Genomic DNA, 12,928 nt, shown 5'->3' on the forward strand with positions numbered 1-12,928 from the left:
CCTCAAGCGCCGTGCCGCTGCCCTGGGCTACCAGATCAATCCGATGGAGGCAGTCGCATGAACGACCGTCCTCAGTTCTGTTTCTTGTGAGCGGGATGCCGATGCTCTGCGCGGCCTGGTGGTCGTCGGCCACGGCGCGCAGCGCGCGGCCGGTGGCGGTCTTCTGGAAGAACAGGCTCAACCCGGCCACCAGGGCCGCCGCAATCAACGCCGCGTAGAGATCTTCCTTGCTGACGAGGATGCCGCCCTCGAAGGTCTGTTCGAACAGGAACATCGGGTCCTTGGGCAGGCCGATGTCGATCTTGTAGATGTCGTTGCCGAACAGCATCTGGCCCGCACCTTCGAGCAGATAGGCGATGCCGAGCGTCGCCATCAGCAGCGTGATGCCTTCCTGGTTGACGAGCTTGGATAGCGCCAGCCGCTCGACCAGCCAGGCGACAACGACCATCACGGCCAGCGCGCCGGCGAAGGCCAGCAGGTTGACGATCAGCCTGCCGTCCAGACCCGTGGTCTTCGGGATCCATTCGGCCAGGCGCGCCATCGCCAGCGCCGCGAACAGCACCATGGCACCCTGCGCGAAGTTGAAGACGCCGCTGGCCTTGAAGATCAGCACGAAGCCGAGAGCGATCAGCGAATACAGCATGCCCGACATCAGGCCGCCAATGAGGGTTTCGAGAAACGGTCCCATCACAGCGCCCCCCCGAAGCGCCTGCGGCGCCTCCCCCCAGGGGGCGCAACCAGCGGCCCGGCAAAGCCGGTTCCGCGGCTGCCACTGGGTCCAGGCACTATGCGGTTCGAGATTCGGTCAGTAGCCATGCTGTTCAGTGCCCCGCGCCCAGATAGGCCTTGATGACGTCTTCGTTGCTGCGGACTTCCTCCGGCGCGCCATCGCCGATCTTCTTGCCGTAGTCCAGCACGACGACGCGGTCCGAGATGTCCATGACGACGCCCATGTCGTGCTCGATCAGCACGATGGTCGTGCCGAACTCGTCGTTCACGTCGAGGATGAAGCGGCACATGTCCTGCTTCTCCTCGACGTTCATGCCGGCCATGGGCTCGTCCAGCAGCAGCAGGCTGGGCTCCATTGCCAGCGCGCGGCCGAGGTCGACGCGCTTTTGCAGGCCGTAGGGCAGGCGGCCGACCGGCGTCTTGCGGTGCGCCTGGATCTCGAGGAAGTCGATGATGCGCTCCACCACCTCGCGCTGTTCGGTCTCCTCGCGCCGCGCCGGGCCGAGGTGCAGGGCCTGCCAGAACAGGCCGCGCCGCATGCGCAGATTGCGGCCGGTCATGATGTTGTCCAGCACGCTCATGCCCTTGAACAGGGCCAGGTTCTGGAAGGTGCGCGCCACGCCCATCTCGGCGACCTGGCGCGGCTTCATGTGGTGGTAGTGGCGGCCGCGCAGCGTGATCTCGCCCTGCTGCGGCTGGTAGACGCCGTTGATGCAGTTCAGCATCGAACTCTTGCCCGCGCCATTGGGGCCGATGATGGCGCGGATCTCGTGCTCGCGGACGTTGAAGCTGATGTCGGTCAGCGCCTTCACGCCGCCGAAGGCCAGCGAGATGTTCTTCACGTCGAGGATGACGTCGCCGATCTTCTTGCTGCTCATGCTGCCGCACCCTTCACGGCCGGGAAGGTACGGGCTTCCATGATGCGCAGGTCTGCCGCGACCATGGACGTGCGGCCGTCCTCGAACTTCACCTGGGTCTCGATGTGCTGCACCACGCGGCCGTCATAGAGCGCGTCGATCAGCACGCCGTACTTCTCGGCGATGGCGCCGCGGCGCACCTTGCGCGTGCGGGTCAGCTCGCCGTCGTCCGCGTCCAGCTCCTTGTGCAGCACGAGGAAGCGGCTGATCTGGCTGCCGGCCAGCAACTCGTCCTGGGCGAGGTCGGCGTTGACCTTCTCGACGCAGTCGAGGATGAGCTCGTAGACCTCGGCACGGCCGGCCAGGTCGGTGTAGCCGGCATAGGGCAGGTTGCGGCGCTCGGCCCAGTTGCCGACAGCCTCGAAATCGATGTTGATGAAGGCGCAGACCTTCTCGCGCCGGTCGCCGAAGCAGACCGCCTCCTTGATGTGCGGGAAGAACTTCAGCTTGTTCTCGACGTATTTGGGCGCAAACATCGCGCCGTCGAAGGCACCGCCCGCAAGCCGCCCCACGTCCTTGGCGCGGTCGATGATCTTCAGATGGCCGCCGGGCGTCAGGAAGCCGGCGTCGCCGGTGTGGAACCAGCCGTCCGCCGTCAGCGCCTCGGCCGTCGCGGCGTCGTTCTTGTAATAGCCCTTGAGCAGGCCCGGCGAGCGCACCAGCAGCTCGCCGCTGTCGGCCAATCTGATCTCCACGCCCTCGATGGGCACGCCTACCGTGTCCGCACGGGCCTCGTGGTCGGGCTGCAGGCAGACGAAGACGGCGGTCTCGGTCGAGCCGTAGAGCTGCTTCAGGTTGATGCCGATGGCGCGGTAGAAGCTGAACAGGTCGGGCCCGATCGCCTCGCCGGCCGTGTAGGCGACGCGCACACACGAGAAGCCCAGCGTGTTGCGCAGCGGGCCGTAGATCAGCACGTCGCCCACGGCATAAGCCAGACGGTCCAGCAGGCTCACGGGCTGGCCGTCCATCAGCTTCGTGCCGACGCGCCGCGCCAGCCTCATGCAACGCTCGAACAGCCAGCGCTTGGGCGCGGCGGCATCCTCCATGCGGATCATCACCGTCGTCAGCAGGCCCTCGAAGACGCGCGGCGGCGCGAAGTAATAGGTCGGGCCGATCTCCTTCAGGTCGATGCTGACCGTGGAGGCCGACTCCGGGCAGTTGACGACATAGCCCACGGCCAGCCACTGCGCGAAGCTGAAGATGTTCTGGCCGATCCAGGCCGGCGGCAGATAGGCCAGCACCTCCTCGTCGGGCGTCAGCTTGTCGAAGCGCTGGCCCGCGCGGGCGCGGTCGATCAGCGTCGCATGGGTGTGGATGACCCCCTTGGGGTTGCCCGTCGTGCCGGACGTGAAGAACAGCGCCGCGACATCGCCCGCCTGGCCGGCGGCCACCTCGGCGGCGAAGAAGTCCGGCCGCTCGGCCTGCGCGGCGCGGCCCTGGGCGGCCAGTTCGTCCAGCGAGGCCAGACCGGCCTCGTCGTAGTTGCGCAGGCCGCGCGGGTCGTCGTACCAGATGCGCTTGAGCTGCGGGCACTGCTCGCGCAGCTCCAGTAGCTTGTCGACCTGCTCCTGGTCCTCGACGACGGCGAGCGCGATCTCGGCGTTGTTCAGCGGGAAGACGAACTCGGCCGCGACGGCGTCCTGGTAGAGCGGCACGGGCACGGCGCCGAGGGACTGGGCGGCCAGCATCGTCGCGTAAAGCCGCGGCCGGTTCTCGCCGACGACGACGAGGTGCTCGCCGCGGCGCAGGCCGGCCGCCGCCAGGCCCAGGGCCAGCTCCTGCGCCAGGGTCGCAAGCTGCGCCCAGGTCAGCGTCTGCCAGACGCCGAACGCCTTCTCGCGCAGCGCGGGTGCCTGGGGCCGCCGCGCAGCGTGGTCGAGCAAGAGCTGAGGGAAGGTGGTCAAGCCTGTCTCCAACGCGAGGGCTCAGGCCCCCGTCTGTGCAGGCATTCTGGACAGGACTTTGACGCCCATCTGTCGGTGCGACGACAATTTACGGGCTTTCACGGCCCAGACTTTCCCGCATGCCATGGCCGATCTGCCCCTGACCCTGCGCCAGCGCGCGCGCAAGCCCACTGCCGCCGAACTGGACGCCATCCCCTGGCTGAAGCTGCTGGACGGCAGCCAGCGCGCCCGCGCCATCGTCACGCTGGAGGTGGCCGATGCCGAGCCCGGCGAGAGGATGTGCCGCATCGGCCGGCCGGCCAATTTCTGGTTCGGCGTGGTGGACGGCCTCTTGAAAATGAACAACGACGACTCGCTCGGCCAGGCCGTCACCTTCACCGGCATCCCGCCCGGCGGCTGGTTCGGCGAGGGCACGCTGATCAAGCGCGAGGTCTACCGCTACAACGTGCAGGCGCTGCGGCCCAGCGTCGTGGCCGGCCTGCCCATCGACAGCTTCCATGCCCTGCTGGACGGCAGCATCGCCTTCAACCGCTTCGTCCTGAACCAGCTCAACGAGAGGCTGGGCCAGTTCATCGCCGCGCGCGAGACCGATCGCATCCACGACCCCGACGTGCGCGTCGCGCGCAATCTCGCCGCCCTCTTCCACCCGCAGCTCTACCCTGGCGTGGGCAACTGGCTGCGCATCACGCAGCAGGAACTCGGCTATCTGGTGGGGCTGTCGCGCCAGCGGGTGAACCAGGCGCTGCACCGGCTGGGCGGCGCCGGACTGATCCGCATCGAATACGGCGGCCTGAGGGTGCTGGACCTTGCCGGCCTGAAGGGCTTTGCGGCCTGATCAGGCCGCGAAGGCGACGGCCTCGGGCTCGCTGCGCGGCAGCGTGGCCCAACGGTCGGCACCCAGTTCGTAGAGCAGGGCCGTCGAGATGCCCGGGCCATCGGACAACGAACCCTTCAGGCGCAGGCCCAGGCTCTCCAGCGTCTTTCGGGTGGGTGCGTTGTTGGGCAGCACGGCGGCCACGACACTGGCCTCCTGGCGCTGCTCGAAGGCCTGCCCGAACGCGTACTGCGCCATCTCGGACGCCAGGCCGCGGCCCCAGGCCTGGGGCGTGATGCGGTAGTAGAGGAAGAGCCCGGCATGGCCGGCGACGCTGCGGTGCATCAGGCCGCCGAAACCGATCAGCTCGTCGGGTTGCTCGCGTTCGGCGATGGCCCAGTGGCCGAAGCCGCGGACCTGCCAATGATCCATCCAGGTCCGGAGCTGGTTGCGCGTCGCATCGCGGCCATGTGGCGTCGCGGCGGCGCAGAAGCGCGTGACGGCCGGGTCGGCATAGAGGGTCACCAGCGTGTCCAGATCGGCGTCGCGGGGCGGGCGCAGCTTCAGGCGGCGAGTGACCATGGCTGCCGGCACAGCGGCGAGGGACTCGCGGGACTCACTCAAGGCCATGGAACGACGCAAACTCGGTAAAAACCCTAGGTTAACGACGAGATGAGCCCAAGGGAAGCCCGCGGTGACGGGGATTGTCGCATTCCCGTCACAAATGCACACAATCGGCGCCGATCAGTCGCGCATTTCCACCCGCACCCGCTTGAACCGCGAGCCGCCGCCGCTGTGGATGCTGACCGAGGACTTGGCGCAGCCGAAGTGCTTGGCCACCAGCGCGATCAGCTCGGCATTGGCCTTGCCATCCACCGGAGGCGACTTCAGCCAGGCGGTCCAGGTGCCGTCGGCCTCCTGGACCAGCTCGGACCGCGACGATCCGGGCTTGGCCTTGAGCTGCAGCGTGGTGGTGCTCATTGCTACCCCCTTCGCGCTGCGCGCTGCCGCCCACAGCGGGAGCACGCTTGCTTGGGGCGGCCCGGCGCGGCGCTCAACCGATCAGCAGCGCGTTGACGCGCTTCACATAGGCGGCCGGGTCTTCCAGGTGACCGCCCTCGGCCAGCACGGCCTGGTCGAACAGCACCTGGGCCAGGTCGTCGAAATGCGCACTGCCGTCCAGCTTCTTGACCAGCGCGTGTTCGGCATTGATCTCCAGCGTCGGCTTGCTCTCGGGCGCGCTCTGGCCGGCCTGCTTCAGCAGGCGCGCCAGATGGCCGCTGACATCGCCTTCCTCGACGACGATGCAGGCCGGCGAGTCGACCAGGCGGGTCGTCACACGCACATCCCTGGCGCGGTCCTTGAGCGACTCCTTCAGCTTGTCCAGCAGGGGCTTCATGGCCTCGGACGTTGCCTCGGCCTTCTTCTTCTCGGCCTCGTCCTGCAGCTTGCCCAGATCGACGGAGCCCTTGGCGACGGACTGCAGCGGCTTGCCCTCGAACTCGTAGAGGTGGCTGAGCATCCACTCGTCGACGCGGTCCACCAGCAGCAGCACCTCGATGCCCTTCTTGCGGAAGATCTCCAGCTGCGGGCTGTGCTTGGCGGCGGCGAGGCTGTCGGCGGTGATGTAGTAGACGGCCTCCTGGCCTTCCTTCATGCGGGCCACATAGTCCGCCAGGCTGACGTTGGCGTCGGCCTGCGTGGACGCGAAGCGGAACAGCTTGGCCAGGCGCTCCTGGTTGGCATGGTCCTCGCCGATGCCTTCCTTCAGCACCTGGCCAAAGTCCTTCCAGAAGTCGGCGTACTTCTGCTTCTCGGCGGCGTCCTCGCTGTTGGCCAGCGACTCCAGCATGCCCAGCACGCGCTTGGTCGAGCCCTCGCGGATGGCCTTCACGTCGCGGCTTTCCTGCAGCAGCTCGCGGCTCACGTTCAGCGGCAGGTCGGCCGAGTCGATGACGCCCTTGACGAAGCGCAGGTAGACCGGCATCAGCGCCTCGGCGTCGTCCATGATGAAGACGCGCTTCACGTACAGCTTCACGCCGCCGCGCTTGTCGCGGTTCCACAGGTCGAAGGGCGCCTTGGCCGGGATATAGAGCAGCTGCGTGTACTCGCTGCGGCCCTCGACGCGGTTGTGCGTGTAGGCCAGCGGCGCCTCGCTGTCGTGGCTGATCTGCTTGTAGAACTCCTGGTACTGCTCGGGCGTGATCTCGCTCTTGCTGCGGCTCCACAGTGCCGAGGCCTTGTTGACCGGCTCCCACTCGTCGGTGACGACCTGCTTGGCCGCTTCGGCGTCCCAGGTCTCCTTCTTCATCAGGATGGGCAGGGAGATGTGGTCGCTGTACTTGGCGACCGTGGACTTGACGCGCCAGGTCTTCAGGAACTCATCCTCGCCCTCGCGCAGATGCAGGATGACGTCGGTGCCGCGGCCGGGCTTGTTGATGTTCTCGATCTCGTACTCGCCCGTGCCCTCGCTGCTCCAGCGCACGCCCTGGTCCGCGGCCAGGCCGGCGCGGCGGGTTTCGACGGTGATGCGGTCGGCGACGATGAAGCCGGAATAGAAGCCCACGCCGAACTGGCCGATCAGCTGGGCGTCCTTCTTCTGGTCGCCCTCCAGCCTGGCCATGAACTCGCGCGTGCCGCTCTTGGCAATAGTGCCCAGGTGGGCCGCCGCTTCCTCGGCGCTCATGCCGATGCCGTTGTCGCTGATGGTCAGCGTCCTGGCGGCCTCGTCGAAGCTGATGCGCACTTCCAGGTTGGGTGCGTCCTCGAACAGCGCCGCGTTGTCCAGCGCCTCGAAGCGCAGCTTGTCGCAGGCATCGCTGGCGTTGCTCACCAGCTCGCGCAGGAAGATCTCCTTGTTGGAGTACAGCGAGTGGGTGACGAGGTGCAGGATCTGCTTGACTTCGGCCTGGAAGGCGTGGGTTTGCTTGGTCATGGCGAATGGGTCTGGAAAGCGAAACGCGGCCCAGATGGGGCCGCGCGGGAGGGGTTTCAAGAGGTCAGTAGGACACGGCCTGGCGCGCCACATCGACCTTGATGAGCGCCTTGGACAGCGCCCCGGCCGCGGCGCGGGCGTAGTCCAGCGCCCAGGCCGCGTCGGCGAAGCCCGCGAGGCCGGCGCCGGCCGCCACCTGGACGAGCTTGTCGGCCAGCAGCACCTTGCCGGAACCGCGCAGCGGCTCGCACTCCAGCCGCACGTACTGCTCGTCCAGCCAGCGCCGGGCGGCCTCGAAGCTCAACACTTCGGCGCTGTCGAGGCTGAGCTCGACCGGTGCGCCGGTCTCGAAGATGACGGTGATGCGGGCGTCCATGCGTCGGATTGTGTCAGCCCCGGCGCGCCTTGACAGCCCCGGCGAGCACGTCCAGAACGGCCAGCGAGTCGTCCCAGCCCAGGCAGGCATCGGTGATGCTCTTGCCGTATTCCAGCTTGGAGGCATCGTCCTTGCCGGGCGTGAACTTTTGGGCGCCGTCGTGCAGATGGCTCTCGACCATCACGCCGAAGATGCTCTTGCTGCCTTCGCGCATCTGCCCGGAGATGTCCCGGGCCACGTCGAGCTGGCGCTGGTGCTGCTTGCTGGAGTTGGCGTGCGAGCAGTCCACCATCAGGCGCTGCGGCAGCTTGGCCTTCTCCAGGTCGGCACAGGCCGCGGCCACGCTTGCCGAATCGTAGTTGGGCGCCTTGCCGCCGCGCAGGATGACGTGGCAGTCCTCGTTGCCGCGCGTCTCGACGATGGCGACCTGGCCGTTCTTGTGCACCGACAGGAAATGGTGGCCGCGCGCCGCGGCCTGGATGGCGTCGGTGGCGATCTTGATGTTGCCGTCGGTGCCGTTCTTGAAGCCGATGGGCGCCGACAGGCCCGAGGCGAGTTCGCGGTGCACCTGGCTCTCGGTCGTGCGCGCGCCGATGGCGCCCCAGGCGATCAGGTCGCCGATGTACTGCGGCGAGATCACGTCCAGGAACTCGGAGCCGGCCGGCACGCCCAGGCGGTTGATCTCCAGCAGCAGCTGGCGCGCGATGCGCAGGCCCTCGTCGATGCGGTAGCTCTCGTCGAGGTAGGGGTCGTTGATCAGGCCCTTCCAGCCGACGGTGGTGCGCGGCTTCTCGAAGTAGACGCGCATGACGATCTCCAGCGTGTCGGCGTACTTCTCGCGCTGCTGCTTCAGCTTGCGGGCGTACTCGATGGCGGCCGTCGGGTCGTGGATGGAGCAGGGGCCGATGACGACGAGCAGGCGGTCGTCCTTGCCATTCATGATGCGGCGGATGCGCTGGCGGGTCTGGCTGATGAGGCCTTCCATCGCCGTGCCGCGGATCGGAAAGAAGCGGATCAGGTGCTCCGGCGGCGGCAGCGGCGTGATGTCGAGGATGCGCTCGTCATCGGTGGCGCTGGTCTTGTCGTCCTGGGAGTACCAGCGCTGGGCTTCGGGTTCGACGGACTGGAGCTTGGTCGCATTCATCTTTCGGGCACCTCAAAAACAAAAAACCGCCGGGCTTTGCGGGCCCGGCGGTTCGTAGGGAGTTCTCTGTTCAGCGCGCGCGCTCAGGACTCTCCACCGCCGGGGCGGGGATAGAACCAAAAGCTAAAAAACACAGCGCGGGACATGGGCGAAATCTAGCATGCCGGCCCGCGGGCCGCTTCGGCGGCTTGCAAATGAGCCGTCGCGCGGCGCGATGGCAATGCCGCGTTTCATGACAGCAGCTGCAGGGCCTGGCGCGCGGCGACCCATTCCTCGTTGGTCGGCTCCACCGCCACCCGCACCGCGCTGGCCGGCGCCGAGATGACGGCCTCGTTGCGCGCGTTCGCGCCCTCGTCCAGCGCCAGGCCAAGAAAGCCCAGGCCGGCGACGATGCGGCTGCGCACCTCGGCCTGGTGCTCGCCGATGCCGGCCGTGAAGACCAGCAGGTCAAGCCCGCCGAGCACGGCCACCAGCGCGCCGATCTCACGCACGATGCGCCGCACGAACAGGGCCAGCGCCGCCGCGCAGCGCGGGTCCTCGGCCTCGATGGCCAGCAGTTCGCGCGGCTCGGCCGAGCGGCCCGACACGCCGAGCAGGCCGCTCTGGTGGTAGAGCATCTGGCCGACCTCGTGCACGTCCAGGCCCTCGATCTCCATCAGGTAGAGCAGCGCGCCAGGGTCCAGCGCGCCGCAGCGCGTGCCCATCATCAGCCCGTCCAGCGCCGAGAAGCCCATCGTCGTCGCGACGCTGCGCCCGCCCTGCATGGCGCACAGGCTGGCACCGCTGCCCAGGTGGGCGACGAGGCAGCGGCCCCGCGCCAGCTCGCCATGCCGCTCCGGCAGCACGATGGACTGGTACTCGTAGGACAGGCCATGGAAGCCATAGCGGCGCAGGCCGCGCTCCCAGGCCGACCAGGGCAGCGGCAGCATTTGCTCGACCTGCGGCAGCGTGTGATGGAAGGCGGTGTCGAAGCAGGCCACCTGGGGCAGGTCGGGCCGCTGCTGCAGCAGCACTTCCATGGCTTCCAGCGCGAAGGGCTGGTGCAGCGGCGCGAGCGGGATGAAGCCGCGCAGCTCGGCCAGCGCCGCGGCGTCCACGCGCAGCGGCGCCGCGTGATGGGCGCCGCCGTGCACGACGCGGTGGGCCACAGCACGCACCGGCACCGCGCCGAGGCGGGCGGCTATGGCCTCGCGGATGACGGCGAGCGCGTCGTGATAGGGCTGGGCCTCGCCCAGCGTCAGCACGCGGTCCAGGCCGTCGGCGGTCTGCAGGCGCGGCCGGGCGCTGCCTATGCCCTCCACCTTGCCGCCCCACCAGGGCTGGCGCGGCAGCTCCGCGGCAGCGGCGTCGAAGAGGGCGAACTTGATGCTGGACGAGCCGCAGTTCAGCACGGCGATGACGGCTTGCGGTGCGGCGAGGCTCACGGCGGCGTGCTCCGGTAGTGGTGGGCCAGCAGCACGGCCAGCGCGCAGGAGGCGATGCGCGACTCGGCACCGTCGGCCCGGCTGGTCAGCACGATGGGCACGCGGGCGCCGAGCACGATGCCGGCACTGGCCGCGCCGCCGAGGTATTCGAGCTGCTTGGCCAGCATGTTGCCGCTCTCCAGGTCCGGCACGACCAGCACGTCGGCCTGGCCGGCCACGCCGGACTGGATGCCCTTGATGCGCGCGGCGGCGATGGAGACGGCGTTGTCGAAGGCCAGCGGTCCGTCCAACTCGGCGCCGGCGATCTGGCCGCGGTCGGCCATCTTGCACAGCGCGGCGGCGTCCAGCGTGGCGGGCATCTGCGCATTGACCGTCTCGACGGCGGCCAGGATGGCCACCTTGGGCCGCTCGACGCCGATGGCCTGGGCCAGCTCGATGGCATTGCGCACGATGTCGGCCTTCTGTTCGAGCGTGGGCGCGATGTTGAGGGCCGCGTCCGTGATGATGAAGGGCCGCGGGTAGGCCGGCGTCTGCATCAAAAAGCAGTGGCTGGCGCGGCGCTTGGTGCGCAGGCCGGCGCCGGCGTCCAGCACCGCGGCCATCAGCTCGTCGGTGTGCAGGCTGCCCTTCATCAGCGCCTGCACCTCGCCCTGGCCGGCCAGGGCCGCGGCGCGCGCGGCAGCGGCGTGGCTGTGCGGCACGTCGTCGATGGCGATGCCGGCGAGGTCCCAGCCCTGCTCGGCGGCGACGGCCAGCAGCCTGGCGCGCGGCGCGACCAGCACCGGCTCGATGAGGCCGGCGGCGCGAGCCTCCAGCGCGGCGCCCAGGCTGACCGCGTCGCAGGGGTGGGCGACGGCCACCTTGATCGCGCCCAGCGGCCGCACCGCCGCCAGCAGCCGCGCCAGCCCGGCGCCGCCCTCGCTCAGTCTCACCTCGGGCAGCTGGCCGGCCTGCCACTCGATGCGCTCCAGCGGCGCGATGACCTCGGCTTCGCCCTCGATGACGCGCTCGCCACGCTGGTTCAGGCACTGGCAGTCCAGCGTCAGCCGGCGGCTTTCGGCCTCCCTGGCCTTGACGCTCACACGCACCTGCAGCACGTCGCCGATGCGCACGGGGGCCAGGAACTTCAGCGTCTGGCCGAGGTAGATGGTGCCGGGGCCGGGCAGGCGGGTGCCGAGCACGGCCGAGATCAGCGCGCCGCCGAACATGCCGTGGGCGATGACGCCGTGAAAGCGCGTGGCCTCGGCGAAGCCGGCGTCCAGGTGCTGGGGGTTGATGTCGCCCGACAGCACGGCGAAGAGCTGCAGGTCGGCCGCCGTGACGGTGCGCTCCAGCGCAGCGCTGTCGCCGATGGCGATCTCGTCGAAGCTGCGGTTGTGCAGCTTGTGCAGGACGGGGGGATTCATGAAGCTCCTTGGACTGGGTTCAAGTCATCAAAGCGATGGTCTTGCGAAAGCGTGACAGGGCCGCGGCGAACAGCGCGCTACCGATGGCGGCCACCGTGAGCAGCTGGGGCCAGACGACGTCCAGGCCCGCGCCACGGTAGAGGATGGCCTGGCCGGCAGCCACGAAGTGTGTGGTCGGCGCGGCCGTCATGATCCAGCGCACGGCCTCGGGCAGGCTCTCGCGCGGCGTGACGCCGCCGGACAGCATCTGCAGCGGCAGCAGCACGAGGACGAGCAGCATGCCGAACTGCGGCATGGAGCGCGCCAGCGTCGCGAGGAAGATGCCCATGGATGTCGTCGCGAACAGGTGCAGGGCCGCGGCCAAGCCGAACAGGGCCACCGAACCCTGCACCGGCACATGCAGCGCGCCCTGCACGACCAAGGCCAGTGAGGCCATGGCCGCGACGAGCACCACGAGGCCCATGGACCAGACCTTGGCCAGCATGATCTCAGCCGGCGTGACCGGCATGACGAGCAGGTGCTCGACGGTGCCATGCTCGCGCTCGCGGATCAGCGCCGCGCCGGTGAGGATGATGGACAGCATGGTCACGTTGTTGATGATCTCCATCAGCGAGCCGAACCAGGCATGCTCGAGGTTGGGATTGAAGCGCATGCGCAGCGCCAGCTCCACCGGCATAGCCGCGCCACCGGCCTGGCGCTGCACGAAGGCATTGACCTCGCCGGCGACGATCTGCTGGATATAGCCGCCGCCGGTGAAGGCCTGGCTCATGCGCGTGGCGTCGATATTGAGCTGCAGGGCCGGCTGGCGGCCGGCCAGCACGTCGCGCTGGAAGCCGGGCGGGATGACGAGCACGAAGGTGTAGTCGCCGCGGTCCATGCCGGGGTCGATGTCGCGGGCCGGGATCAGGTCGGGGCTGCGGAACTGTGGCGGGTAGAAGCTCGCCGCCAGCCGCGCGGACAGCGGCGAGGCGTCCTCGTCGACGATGGCGATGGCCGCGTGGCGCAGGCTCTCGGGCATGGCGGTGGCGGCGACGTAGATGGAGATGCTGAAGGTGTAGACGATCAGCACCAGCATCATGGGGTCGCGCCACAGGCTCCAGAGTTCCTTGATGCCGAGGCGGTAGACATGGGCGAGGTTGAGGCGGTGCATCAGCGGGCTCCTCCTCTTGCTTGTTCGAAGGGTTGGTCAGTGGCCGGTGTGGTGCGGGGATTTCGCCCCCGCGGGCGACTCACTTTCTTGTGCGCACAAGAAAGTAAGCAAAGAAAGCGCCCCCGAACC

The 12,928-nt window shown here is 68.6% G+C and carries 12 protein-coding genes; 1 reads left to right on the plus strand and 11 read right to left on the minus strand.

What is annotated here, in order from left to right; translation table 11 throughout:
- From EV671_RS05760 to EV671_RS05770, 3 genes are all read right to left on the minus strand, one after another.
- Nucleotides 1–688: branched-chain amino acid ABC transporter permease (locus EV671_RS05760; protein ID WP_132570345.1), on the minus strand; the 688-nt coding region annotated here is incomplete at its 3' end.
- A gap of 133 nt (nt 689–821) precedes the next feature.
- Nucleotides 822–1,607: an ABC transporter ATP-binding protein gene (locus EV671_RS05765; RefSeq protein WP_132570346.1), complete on the minus strand. Its 786-nt coding sequence runs from the start codon at nt 1,605–1,607 to the stop codon at nt 822–824.
- Nucleotides 1,604–3,550: an AMP-dependent synthetase/ligase gene (locus tag EV671_RS05770; RefSeq protein ID WP_132570347.1), complete on the minus strand. Its 1,947-nt coding sequence runs from the start codon at nt 3,548–3,550 to the stop codon at nt 1,604–1,606. The genes EV671_RS05765 and EV671_RS05770 overlap by 4 nt, the downstream gene beginning before the upstream one ends.
- Nucleotides 3,551–3,674: 124 nt before the next feature.
- Between EV671_RS05770 and EV671_RS05775 the strand changes: the two genes are divergently transcribed.
- The gene (locus tag EV671_RS05775) at nt 3,675–4,385 is read left to right on the plus strand and encodes a Crp/Fnr family transcriptional regulator (RefSeq protein WP_132570348.1); all 711 of its coding nucleotides are present in this window, start codon (nt 3,675–3,677) and stop codon (nt 4,383–4,385) included.
- Here EV671_RS05775 and EV671_RS05780 read toward each other — a convergent pair whose 3' ends face one another.
- The 8 genes from EV671_RS05780 to EV671_RS05815 form a co-directional block, all read right to left on the minus strand.
- Entirely contained in the window at nt 4,386–4,946 is a 561-nt protein-coding gene (locus EV671_RS05780) for a GNAT family N-acetyltransferase (protein ID WP_165917480.1), read from the minus strand.
- Between the two features lie 162 nt (nt 4,947–5,108).
- The gene (locus EV671_RS05785; RefSeq protein WP_132570350.1) at nt 5,109–5,345 is read right to left on the minus strand and encodes a DUF167 domain-containing protein; all 237 of its coding nucleotides are present in this window, start codon (nt 5,343–5,345) and stop codon (nt 5,109–5,111) included.
- Nucleotides 5,346–5,418: 73 nt separating this feature from the next.
- Complete coding sequence (htpG, locus tag EV671_RS05790; protein WP_132570351.1) at nt 5,419–7,299, minus strand: molecular chaperone HtpG; 1,881 nt, start codon at nt 7,297–7,299, stop codon at nt 5,419–5,421.
- Nucleotides 7,300–7,363: 64 nt separating this feature from the next.
- Complete coding sequence (locus EV671_RS05795; RefSeq protein ID WP_132570352.1) at nt 7,364–7,675, minus strand: hypothetical protein; 312 nt, start codon at nt 7,673–7,675, stop codon at nt 7,364–7,366.
- Nucleotides 7,676–7,688: 13 nt separating this feature from the next.
- Entirely contained in the window at nt 7,689–8,819 is a 1,131-nt protein-coding gene (locus tag EV671_RS05800) for a 3-deoxy-7-phosphoheptulonate synthase (protein WP_132570353.1), read from the minus strand.
- 230 nt (nt 8,820–9,049) lie between these two features.
- Complete coding sequence (locus EV671_RS05805) at nt 9,050–10,243, minus strand: acetate/propionate family kinase (RefSeq protein WP_243655596.1); 1,194 nt, start codon at nt 10,241–10,243, stop codon at nt 9,050–9,052.
- Nucleotides 10,240–11,649, minus strand: a complete 1,410-nt coding sequence (locus tag EV671_RS05810) for a bifunctional enoyl-CoA hydratase/phosphate acetyltransferase (protein ID WP_132570354.1) — start codon at nt 11,647–11,649, stop codon at nt 10,240–10,242. Before EV671_RS05810 ends, EV671_RS05805 begins: the two co-directional genes overlap by 4 nt.
- A gap of 19 nt (nt 11,650–11,668) precedes the next feature.
- Nucleotides 11,669–12,799 (minus strand): ABC transporter permease, encoded by a 1,131-nt coding sequence (locus EV671_RS05815; protein ID WP_132570355.1) that lies wholly within the window; start codon nt 12,797–12,799, stop codon nt 11,669–11,671.
- Between the last annotated feature and the right edge of the window lie 129 nt (nt 12,800–12,928).

The organism is Roseateles saccharophilus (assembly GCF_004342485.1).
In the GTDB taxonomy this organism is placed as follows: Bacteria; Pseudomonadota; Gammaproteobacteria; order Burkholderiales; family Burkholderiaceae_C; genus Pelomonas; species Pelomonas saccharophila.